This window comes from Granulicella sp. L46 (assembly GCF_009765785.1).
GTDB lineage: Bacteria > Acidobacteriota > Terriglobia > Terriglobales > Acidobacteriaceae > Granulicella.
Window position 1 is genome coordinate 1,093,059 of sequence record NZ_LMUT01000012.1, and the last position, 10,260, is coordinate 1,103,318.

The window sequence follows — 10,260 nt, forward strand, 5'->3', positions numbered from 1 at the left end:
CGCATCGCCACACAGCGGCAAGCCTAGCTGACCTTCTTCCGCCCCGTACCATGCGGCGCCGGCTCCCGGCTCGTCACCCCAAACGGCCTCCGCAGCGTCACCAGCCCTGGCTGCGGAGCCTGCTCGTGCATCCGCGTCAGCATCTCCGTCCGCACATAATCCACAAATCCCTGCATCTGCCGATTCATCTCTTCCATCCGCTCGCGCATCTGCAACACAATCGCAATGCCCGCCATATTCACGCCCATATCGCGCGCCAGGCTCAAAATAAACTCCAGCCGCTCCAGGTCCTCGTCCGTATACAGCCGAGTATTTCCCTCCGACCGCGACGGCCGCAGCAACCCCTCCCGCTCATAAAGCCTCAGCGTCTGCGGATGGATCTCGTACATCTCCGCCACCGCCGAGATCATGTACGCGCCCTTCGATTTGCGTTTGGTAGCCATCGCCTGAAGAATACCTCCTTTGCCGCCTTTGCATTTGTTTTTCTGGTTGTCATTCCGCACCCTGAGCTTGTCGAAGGGGTAGGAATCTGCTTCTCTGCCGACAATTTGCCACGAACCAGCCCTGCGCCCGACAGAACGCATCATAATCCACATATGAAGCGACTCAACCTAGCCACCCTCGCCGCTGCTGCCACCGCCACCGCCGCAGGAATCGCCGTAGCCTCCGTCGCCTCCGCAGTCGTCGCCACCGGAGCCGCCGTCCTAGTAGTCCGCGCCGTCCGCAACCGCAAGCTCGCGCCAGTCGACCCCAACGCCCCGCGCCCCGTCGTCCTCGTCACCGGAGGCTCCCGCGGCCTGGGCCTCGCCATCGCCACCCGCTTCGCCCGCAACCCTGTCCGCCTCGTCCTGGCCTCGCGCAATCTAGCCGAACTTCAACAGGCCCAGGAAACCCTCCTCGCCCAATACGCCCACCTCCGCCCCGAAGACTTCCACCTCGTCGCCGCCGACCTCTCCAAGCCCGAAGAAGCGCAACGCCTCATCGACGAAGCCATCGACCGTTACGGCCGCATCGACGTCCTCGTCAACAACGCCGGCATCATCGACGTAGGCCCCATCGAATCCCAGACCCTCGAAATCTTCGAGCGCACCATGCAGGTCAACTTCTTCGCCGCCCTCTACACCACCTGGGCCGCCCTCCCGCACCTGCGTAAGCAGTTCCCCCTCGCAGGAACCACCCGCGCGTCCATCGTCAACATCGCTTCCATCGGCGGCAAGATCGCCGTCCCCCACATGCTCCCCTACTCGGCCGCAAAATTCGCATTAGTCGGATTCTCCGAAGGCCTCCACGCCGAGCTCCGCCACAAAGGCATCCGCGTCACCACGGTCTGCCCCGGCCTCATGCGCACCGGCGGCGAAGACCACGTCAACATCGTAGGCGACGTAGAGTTCGAGCGCCGCTGGTTCACCTTCGCCGCCAAAACTCCCGGCCTCTCCGTCAGCACCAAGTACGCGGCCAACCGAATCTTCCACGCCGTAGCCTGTGGCCGCGCCGAGATCACCATCTCCCCCCAAGCGTGGCTAGCGGCCCGTTTCGCCGGCGCCTTCCCCGAAACCCTCCAATACCTAAACGCCCAAACCAACCAACACATCCTCCCCAAAGCCCCCAGCGAACTCCAGATCTCCACCACCAAATAACCCACCCAAGCTTCGTCATCTCGACCGAAGCAGGATGGCTCCATCATCCTGCGCAGTGGAGAGACCCCTGTATTTGCACTTGCTTTGGCCTTTCTTTCTGTCATTCCCTCTGGGAATCTGCTTTGCTTTTGCTTTTGCTTTTGCCTTTGCCTTTGCCTTTGCTTTTGCTTTTGCCTCTGCTTTTGCTTTTGCCTCTGCCTTTGCTTTTGCCTCTGCCTCTGCCTTCGCTTTTGCTTTTGCCTTCGCTTTTGCTTTTGCTTTTGCTTTTCTGGCTGTCATTCCGAGCACAGCGAGGAACCTGCTTCTCGCTCGCGCAGCGAGCGCCCGTTCTTACTTCTGAGATAGGTCCGGGCTTCAGCCCAGACAACAATATCGCTGGGAAACGCGGCCTCTAGCCCATGGGTATCTTGCACCCGTCCGACCGCCTACTTCTCCCCCGACGCCACAATCCGTTCCTTAGCCGACTGCATCCGTCCCACCGACGGCACCATCTCTCCCGCCAACGCCAACCCCATCCGCGGAGTATTCACATACACCGACTCATACTTCCCCGCCGACACCAAATACGTCTCGTGAAACACCCCGACCACCCCAGTGGCTGCCACCAGTCGATTGAACTCCGCCCAAGCGGGCAGATGTTCCTTATCCTTCGCATGCGCATAAGCATGCAAATGCTCAAACGACCGCCAATACTGCACGGTCATCGCAATCGGCGGACTCAAAAAGTAACTCGCCTCCAACAACCCAAGCTCCGGCTGTCTCTTCAACTCCGCCAGCATCTTCGGCATCGCCCGCGACACCGGCAGCCACTTGTGCACCGCCCAAAGCTGATTGATCCGCATCCCGATCAGGAACACCACAAAGTCCCCATCGATCTTCCCCGCAAACCGTCCGTTCTTCACTTCCGCCATCCTCGCCTCCGCACTCCGGACTCAGCCAACTTCTCCGGCACCACCGCCCCTGCAGCCTTGATCAACGTCCGCAGCGCAGCATTCACCGACTCCGAATCCGGAAACACAGCCTTCACATCCGCATCGAGCGACACCAGATTCAGCTCCTGAAAACGCTGTGCGTAAGGATTACGAATCCCCTTCGAGAAGTCGTACTCCGGCAACATCTCATCATTCTCTAAATCCTGATTGCTCATAGTCTCTCCTCTCTCGCCGATCGGCAAATACGGTAGCCGCTTCATAAAACGAAATTCCATGCTTCTCAATATTTAGAGCAGCCTTCGCATCATCCCACTCGAAGATCATTCCTGCAATTTCGAATGCTTGCATACGCTAAACCTCCGCCAGCATCTCCGCCCGCGGATCCTCCGGATTCAACTTCTGCAACTCCCGCAAAATCTCCTTCGACCGCTCATCCTGCACCTTCGGCACCACGATCTTCACTTCCACAATCTGATCTCCGCGATGCCCCTCGCGCGTGGCACTGGTCACGCCCTTCTCGCGCATCCGAAGCTTCTGCCCCGTCTGCGTCCCCGGCGGAATCTTCACCGTAGCGCGTCCCGACTCAGTCCCCACACCATCCACCGTCGGCACCTCAATCTTCGATCCCAGCGCCGCCTCCATCGCCGTCACCGGCACGGTGATATGAATGTCATCGCCCACCCGCCGAAACAGCTTGTGCGCCCCGACTTTAATAATCAAATACAGATCCCCATTCGGCGCGCCCTCGGTCCCGGCATTGCCCTTACCAGCCAGCCGAATCCTCTGCCCATCCCGCGTCCCCGCCTTGATGTTGAACGACAGCGGTTCGCGTTTCGTCACCACGCCCGCACCCTCGCACGTCGGACAAGCATTCTGCACCTTGCCCGTCCCACCGCACCGCGGACACTGAATATTGAACTTCATCCGCCCGCCCATCTGCGTAACCTGCCCCGACCCATGGCACTCCGGACACTCCATACTCCCGCCCAGCACCGCCTTGCCCTTGCACGTAGGACACTGCTCCTGCCGATGAATCTCCAGCCGCGTCACCCCTCCGCGAATCGAAGTCCAGAAATCAATCTCAACTTGATACTCCAAGTCCGTTCCAGGCTGCGGCCCGCGAGCCTGCCGCCCACCTCCACCGAACATCCCCGAAAACACATCCTTAAAACTCCCCCCAAATCCTTCGGCACTCTGCCCACGAGACGAAGCCTTCCCACCCCCCTGGAACCCCGAAAAATCAAACCCATCAAAATCAAACGGCACACCCTGCTGCCCGCGCCCACCGCCGCCGCCAGCGCCTCCACCAAATCCAGCACCACCTGGCGCACCACCACCGCGCGCATACGCCTCCGCGGTAGCCGCATCAATGTTGTCCGAGTAGAATCCCACCTGGTCATAAATCTTCCGCTTCTTCTCATCGCTCAACACGTCGTTAGCCTCGGAGAGTTCCTTGAACTTCTCCTCAGCCTTCTTATCGCCAGGATTCACGTCCGGGTGATACTTCCGCGCCAGCTTCCGAAACGCCTTGCGAATCTCTTCCGTCGTCGCCGTCTTCTTCACGCCCAGCGTGCCGTAATAATCTTTTGTCTTCGTCGTCGCCATCGTGCGATTCCCTTCTACGCTGCAGTTGCCTTGAGCGCCCCGGTTTTCTTATCACGAGCCGCCGGCCGTACTGCTTCTTTGATCTCTTTTCCCGAGCGGTAGCGCACAAGCTCCAGGTCATAGTCGCCCTGCAGACCCATCCAGAACTCCGCCGTCATATGGAAATACCGACCCAGCCGCAGCGCGGTATCTCCGGTAATCCCTCGCCGTTCATTCACGATTTCGTTCACTCGGGTCGCCGGCACGCCGATTGCAATTGCCAGCGCGTTTGCGCTTAAACCGAGTGGCACAAGAAACTCCTCACGCAGAATCTCGCCAGGATGGATCGGCGGAACTTCACGCTTATAGCGTTCGTAACGACTAATGGTAGTCGACGATTTCGACCTCGTAGGCATTGTCTTTCTCCCATCTGAAACAAATTCGAAATTGATCATTCACGCGAATACTGTACCGCCCAGCACGATCCCCCCTCAAGCGTTCCAGCCTGTTTCCCGGAGGCTGTGTCAAATCTTGAAGGATTCGCGCTCTATGAAGCATCCTCAACTTGCGCTCAAGAATACGTTGCAACCCCGCGTACTTGCGGCTCTTCGAGCCATCAAAGATTCGTAGAGTCTCTTCATTCTTGAAACTGATGATCACAATGCAAGCATATCACGCTCCGCGTTATACGCTCCGCGTTCAATCCTCCGCCTGACACACGAGGCACCAGAACAAATTCCGTCCCGCGAACCCTTCCATCTTCATCACCTTCGTCCCGCATACCCGGCAAGGCTGCCCATTTCGTCGATACACATAGTGCTCATCCCCCACCTGCACCGGCCCCGTCTTGCTGTCCCGATCCTTCGCCAGCGTAGTCACAATTCGCCGATCCACCATCCCCGCCCGCATCAACGGCCCAAGCTCCTTCCACATCGACTTCACCACCAGCGCCGGTACATCCCTTCCCGGAGTAAACGGGCTCAGCCTCGCGCGAAACAACACCTCCGCACGAAAGATATTCCCCACCCCCGCCATCACATCCTGCTCCATCATCAATATCCCAATCGGTTTCTTACTCTTCGCAATCCTCTCGATCGCCTTCTCCGGCCCATCTCCATCCAAAGGATCAGGCCCAAGCCTCTCCCGCAACGCATCCCACTGAGCATTGGTGTACACCGAGCAATCCATCGGCCCGCGCAGCTCCACCCACGCAATCTGTTCCGGCCGCAAATGCCCCGTCCCATCGTCGCTCGAGTACCAAGCATGCCGCTTACTGACACCTTCCACCGCCGGACGCTTCACCGCCGCGGCATTCCACATCCGCATCCGCAGCGCCCCCTTCACCGCCGGCAACGGCCCCGACCCCTCCGTGAAATCCCCCTGCAATCCCAAGTGCACATGCAGGATCCGATCCTTCCCAAAGTCATACCCCAAATGTTTCCCCACCGCCATCACCCGACGCAGCTTCCGCCCATCCAACAAATCCCAATCCGTGAACCGACCCTGCGGCCCATCCATCCGCACCGTCTTCCCAGCAAACGCCGCCGCATGCCGCTCCGCCCACCGATGAATCTCATTTCCCTCCGGCATACACCCTCTCCCAACTAAAGCTCGACAACCACTTTGCCAACAACGCCCGCTTCCATCGCCGCATGCGCCGCCCCAATCTCCTCCGCCGAAAACCGCTGCTCGCTCATCAACGGCCGCAGCTTCCCTGCCTCGACAAGCTTCGCCGCCTCCGCCAAAATCCTGCCATGATGCGCCCGGCTCTTTCCAGTTAGCAGCGGCATCAACGTAAACACACCCGAGTAACTCGCCCCGCGAAACGACAGCGGCGCCAACGAATGTGTCCCCCACCCCAGGCAGCTCACCACGTGGCCCGTATAGCGCTTCACCGACACGAACGACGCGTCCAGCGTAGCTCCCCCCACCGTGTCATACACCACATCAAACCCTTCGCCCGCCGTACTCGCGCCCACATACTCCTCCACCGAGCTCGCACGATAATCAATCGCCGTCGCCCCAAACCCCTCCACAATCTTTTTCTTCTCAGCCGACACCGTAGCAAACACCTCCGCCCCATACGCCACCGCAATCTGCACCGCCGCCGACCCCACGCCTCCCGCACCCGCATGCACCAGCACCGTCTGCCCCGCATGAACCGCCGCGCGATCCACCAACCCCTCCCATGCCGTGATCGTAATCAACGGCAGCGCCGCAGCCTCGCGCATAGAAATATTCCGCGGCTTGGGCGCAAGCAAATCCGCATCGACCGCAATCAACTCCGCCAGCGTCCCTTGCAGACCACCCACGCCGCCCACCATGCCATACACTTCATCGCCCGCGCGGAAATTCTTCACACCCGCGCCCACGCGTTCCACGACCCCGGCCATATCCAATCCCAACACCGCCGGCAACGGCTGCTTCGCATGAGCCGCCTGCCCCGCCCGAATCTTCAAATCCAACGGATTCACGCCACTCGCATGAACCCTCACCAGCACATCGCGCTCGCGCAATTCCGGCACCGGCAACTCCACCTGCCGAAACTCCCCGCCTGCCCCTTCGACAACATACGCTCGCATATCAAACCTCTCCCAGGCATCGACTCCGCCGATCCAACAGCAAGAGCTGTGGCCCGCGCACAAACCCTCGCGAAAGCCACAGCTCCTACCCGCATCAAACCGCTCGCGTCCTTAATTCCAAACAGTAGACGCCTTAATCGCCGCAACATTAAACATATGATCCGGCTCACTCTCCTGCATCTTCGCCACAAACGCCTCTGCCTCTTCGCGCGTCCCAAACACACTCCGCTGATACAGCCGTCCCGCCCGCAGCGCATCGCACTGCCACAGCGTCTCGCGCGCATGGACACTCGCATCGCCCAGCTCCCAGCGCACCGCTCCAGGCCACGCCTGGTCCTGCCGTCCTTCGCTATCGTTTGTCATCGCGCTACCTCCTGGTACTTCTTTCACCCTGATGATTGGATTCCCCAACCACCTCTTCCGACCTACTTCTCTTAACCCGACTTTCACAACATCCACGCGGTCGGTACCACCCTGCCGCGGCCATGCACTTCTAGACGAATAAGGAGGAGCCGAAGCCCCTCCTCATCCAATACGCACATCGCTTACAAGTAGTTCAACCTGACCTATGTTTCTTTGCCCAGCGCGACTTATTTTTCTGTGTCGACATACTCAGCATCGATCACGCCTTCGTCCTTCTTCGCCTCGTCAGCCGTTCCAGCCGCCGCCGCGTCGCCATCCGTAGGAGCCGTCGAACCCGCCGCATTAGCCTTATAAACCGCCTCTGCCAGCTTGTGGCTCGCCGCCGTCAGCTTGTCTTTCGACGCATTCAACTCGCTCGTGCTCGGATCACCGCCGCTAAGTGTCGACTTCGCCTCAGCAAGCGCGCTTTCAACCTCGCTCTTGTCCGACGCCTCAACCTTCTCGCCGCCGTCCTTCAGCATCTTCTCGACGTTGTACACCAAAGAATCAAGCTGGTTCTTCGCCTCGATCTTCTCCTTGGCTTCCTTGTCCTCGGCCGCGTGCGCCTCGGCATCCTTCGCCATGCGCTCAACCTCTTCCTTGCTCAGACCCGAAGAGCTCGTAATCGCAATCTTCGCGTCCTTGCCCGTCGCATTATCCTTCGCGCTCACATTCAGAATGCCGTTGGCATCGATATCAAACGTGACCTCGATCTGCGGCACGCCCCGCGGAGCCGGCATGATGCCGCCCAGCTTGAACTTGCCCAGCGTCCGGTTCTGCGCCGCCATCGGCCGCTCGCCCTGCATCACGTGAACCTCAACCTCGGTCTGGTTATCAGCCGCCGTCGAGAACGTCTCCGACTTCTTCGTCGGAATCGTCGTGTTGCGCGGAATCATGCTCGTCGCCACGCCACCCATCGTCTCAATCGACAACGTAAGCGGAGTAACATCCAGCAACAGCAGGTCCTTCACATCGCCGGCAAGTACGCCAGCCTGGACCGCCGCACCGATCGCGACAACCTCATCCGGGTTCACACCCTTATGCGGCTCCTTGCCGAACAGCTTCTTCACCAGCTCCTGGATCGCCGGCATACGCGTCTGTCCGCCAACCAGCACGACCTCATCGATCTTGCTAGCATCGATGCCCGCATCCTTCAGCGCCTGCTTGCTCGGCCCAACCGACTTCTCCAGCAGATCAGCCACAAGCTGTTCCAGCTTCGCGCGGCTCAGTGTGCGCACAAGATGCTTCGGTCCGCTAGCATCAGCCGTAATGAACGGCAGATTGATCTCTGTCTCCTGCGCCGTCGACAACTCGATCTTCGCGCGCTCCGCAGCATCCTTCAGCCGCTGCAGCGCCATCTCGTTGCCCTTCGACGTCAGATCCAAACCAGTTTCGGTCTTGAACTCTGAAATCAACCAATCCACAATCCGCTGGTCAAGGTTATCGCCACCAAGGTGTGTATCACCATTCGTCGACTTCACCTCAATCACGCCATCGCCAACCTCAAGAATCGAGATATCGAACGTACCGCCGCCAAAGTCATACACGGCAATCGTCTCGTCCTTCTTCTTATCCAGGCCATACGCGAGCGCAGCTGCAGTCGGCTCGTTCACAATGCGCTTCACATCCAGCCCAGCGATCTTGCCGGCATCTTTCGTAGCCTGCCGCTGCGCGTCATTGAAGTAAGCCGGAACCGTAATAACAGCCTCTGTAACGCTCTGCCCCAAATAATCTTCAGCAGCCTTCTTCAGCTTCTGCAAAATCATCGCCGAGATCTCAGGCGCGGTGTACTCTTTGCCCTGCGCGATCACCGCAATGTTGTCGCCCTTGGCCACAACCTTGTACGGCACCATCTTCAACTCATCGCCCACTTCATTCAGCCGACGGCCCATGAAGCGCTTGATCGAATAAATCGTGTTCTCCGGGTTGGTGATTGCCTGCCGCTTCGCCACCATGCCCACCAACCGCTCACCACTCTTGGTGAACGCAACGATAGACGGCGTAGTCCGACCACCCTCTTCGTTAGGAATGACCTTGGGCTCTCCACCCTCCATCACCGCAACGCAGCTATTGGTCGTTCCCAAATCAATACCAATAATTTTTCCCATAACTGACCTCATCCTTTAGCCGCAGCCCTAACCTCGGCTCCTGGCCCAAATTCGTTGACCTGACCCTCACAACTTCATTAGATTCGCATGTGAGTGACTTACTGTCAACTTATATGATGCGGTTTATAGTCGCTGGTTGCAAAATTCGACTCGGCGATCCCCCATTTATTTATGCCATACTGTCCATTTCATGCGGCTCCCTCGTTTTATGCGAATTTCCGCCGTTCTAGCGCTCCTTTTGAGCCCCCCCTTGGCATTTCACGCCCAGCAGACACCCACCCCGCAGCCGTCCCCCAACCCTAAAATCCTCGCCCAGGCCGCCCTGCAGAGCATGATTCAGGCCGACGACGCCAAAACTCACTTCACTCGCTTCGATCTCGAACACACCACCAACCGCAACCAAAAAGGCAAGCTAACCTCCCAGTACACAGCACTTTACGAAGACACCTGGATCAACGGCCTTCCCTACAAACGCCTTGTCGAATGGAACGGCAAACCCCTCACCGGCGCAGACCTCGCCGCCGAACAGGCCCGCTACGACAAAGCCGTCGCCGACCGCCAGAAGCTCGACATTGCCAGTCGTGCCGCCCTTAGGAATCAAAAGTTTATAAACACCAACATTGACCTCAACAGGATCATCACCGCCGACTATCGGCTATCCGAGCTTCGTCAGCAAACCCTCAACGGCCAACTCATCCACGTCCTCGAAGTCGACCCCCAGCCCTCCCTCGATCCCGCCCACCCCATCCCGCAGCGGCACTTTGAGATTTGGATTACCGACGTAGACCCCGTCATCGTGCGTCTCGTCTGGACTCTTCTTGACGACGAGCCTCCAACCCTCCGCGACACCACCTTTCAGACGGAGTTTCAGATGGTCGATGGCCTGCCTCTCCCATCCCACGAGCTCAACCACGCCAACGTGCCTGTAGGAAATAAGCTCGTCGCGGTCGATTCAGAGCACACCTACACGCGCTACCGCCGCTTCACCACCACCGTCACCCTCAAATCCACCCCC

At 59.1% G+C, this 10,260-nt stretch carries 14 protein-coding genes; 2 read left to right on the forward strand and 12 right to left on the reverse strand.

The genetic code is table 11. The features are described 5' to 3' along the window. Nucleotides 1-23: 23 nt before the first annotated feature. A complete protein-coding gene (locus GSQ80_RS14020) occupies nucleotides 24-443 on the reverse strand; it encodes a helix-turn-helix transcriptional regulator (RefSeq protein ID WP_158788204.1) in 420 nt (139 codons plus the stop codon). 153 nt (nucleotides 444-596) lie between these two features. Here GSQ80_RS14020 and GSQ80_RS14025 point away from each other — a divergent pair, with 153 nt between their 5' ends. Continuing rightward, nucleotides 597-1,637 (forward strand): SDR family oxidoreductase, encoded by a 1,041-nt coding sequence (locus GSQ80_RS14025; protein WP_158788205.1) that lies wholly within the window; start codon nucleotides 597-599, stop codon nucleotides 1,635-1,637. A gap of 15 nt (nucleotides 1,638-1,652) precedes the next feature. Here the strand turns inward: GSQ80_RS14025 and GSQ80_RS23070 are convergent, their stop codons facing one another. The 11 genes from GSQ80_RS23070 to dnaK all read right to left on the reverse strand — a co-directional run bounded on the left by GSQ80_RS23070 (nucleotide 1,653) and on the right by dnaK (nucleotide 9,245). Then, nucleotides 1,653-1,916: a hypothetical protein gene (locus tag GSQ80_RS23070; RefSeq protein WP_216850322.1), complete on the reverse strand. Its 264-nt coding sequence runs from the start codon at nucleotides 1,914-1,916 to the stop codon at nucleotides 1,653-1,655. 146 nt (nucleotides 1,917-2,062) lie between these two features. Next, nucleotides 2,063-2,548 (reverse strand): DUF4188 domain-containing protein, encoded by a 486-nt coding sequence (locus tag GSQ80_RS14035; protein WP_158788206.1) that lies wholly within the window; start codon nucleotides 2,546-2,548, stop codon nucleotides 2,063-2,065. Continuing rightward, the gene (locus GSQ80_RS14040) at nucleotides 2,536-2,784 is read right to left on the reverse strand and encodes a hypothetical protein (protein ID WP_158788207.1); all 249 of its coding nucleotides are present in this window, start codon (nucleotides 2,782-2,784) and stop codon (nucleotides 2,536-2,538) included. Before GSQ80_RS14040 ends, GSQ80_RS14035 begins: the two co-directional genes overlap by 13 nt. Continuing rightward, entirely contained in the window at nucleotides 2,759-2,917 is a 159-nt protein-coding gene (locus tag GSQ80_RS14045) for a BrnT family toxin (RefSeq protein WP_254059642.1), read from the reverse strand. The genes GSQ80_RS14040 and GSQ80_RS14045 overlap by 26 nt, the downstream gene beginning before the upstream one ends. 3 nt (nucleotides 2,918-2,920) lie before the next feature. Beyond that, a complete protein-coding gene (locus GSQ80_RS14050) occupies nucleotides 2,921-4,174 on the reverse strand; it encodes a DnaJ C-terminal domain-containing protein (RefSeq protein ID WP_158788208.1) in 1,254 nt (417 codons plus the stop codon). 14 nt (nucleotides 4,175-4,188) lie between these two features. After that, nucleotides 4,189-4,608: a HigA family addiction module antitoxin gene (locus GSQ80_RS14055; protein WP_254059643.1), complete on the reverse strand. Its 420-nt coding sequence runs from the start codon at nucleotides 4,606-4,608 to the stop codon at nucleotides 4,189-4,191. Next, nucleotides 4,535-4,813, reverse strand: coding sequence for a type II toxin-antitoxin system RelE/ParE family toxin (locus GSQ80_RS14060; RefSeq protein ID WP_158788210.1), 279 nt, complete (start codon nucleotides 4,811-4,813; stop codon nucleotides 4,535-4,537). The genes GSQ80_RS14055 and GSQ80_RS14060 overlap by 74 nt, the downstream gene beginning before the upstream one ends. A gap of 39 nt (nucleotides 4,814-4,852) precedes the next feature. Further along, a complete protein-coding gene (locus GSQ80_RS14065) occupies nucleotides 4,853-5,743 on the reverse strand; it encodes an Fpg/Nei family DNA glycosylase (RefSeq protein WP_158788211.1) in 891 nt (296 codons plus the stop codon). 14 nt (nucleotides 5,744-5,757) lie between these two features. Next, on the reverse strand, nucleotides 5,758-6,735 hold the full coding sequence (locus tag GSQ80_RS14070; protein WP_158788212.1) for a zinc-dependent alcohol dehydrogenase family protein: 978 nt from the start codon (nucleotides 6,733-6,735) through the stop codon (nucleotides 5,758-5,760). Nucleotides 6,736-6,846: 111 nt separating this feature from the next. Further along, nucleotides 6,847-7,098, reverse strand: a complete 252-nt coding sequence (locus GSQ80_RS14075; RefSeq protein ID WP_158788213.1) for a hypothetical protein — start codon at nucleotides 7,096-7,098, stop codon at nucleotides 6,847-6,849. A gap of 227 nt (nucleotides 7,099-7,325) precedes the next feature. Continuing rightward, on the reverse strand, nucleotides 7,326-9,245 hold the full coding sequence (gene dnaK / locus GSQ80_RS14080; RefSeq protein ID WP_158788214.1) for a molecular chaperone DnaK: 1,920 nt from the start codon (nucleotides 9,243-9,245) through the stop codon (nucleotides 7,326-7,328). A 250-nt stretch (nucleotides 9,246-9,495) separates the two neighbouring features. On the opposite strand from dnaK, the gene GSQ80_RS14085 reads away from it, so the two are divergent. After that, the coding region (locus GSQ80_RS14085) for a hypothetical protein (protein ID WP_158788215.1) at nucleotides 9,496-10,260 on the forward strand (765 nt) is incomplete at its 3' end.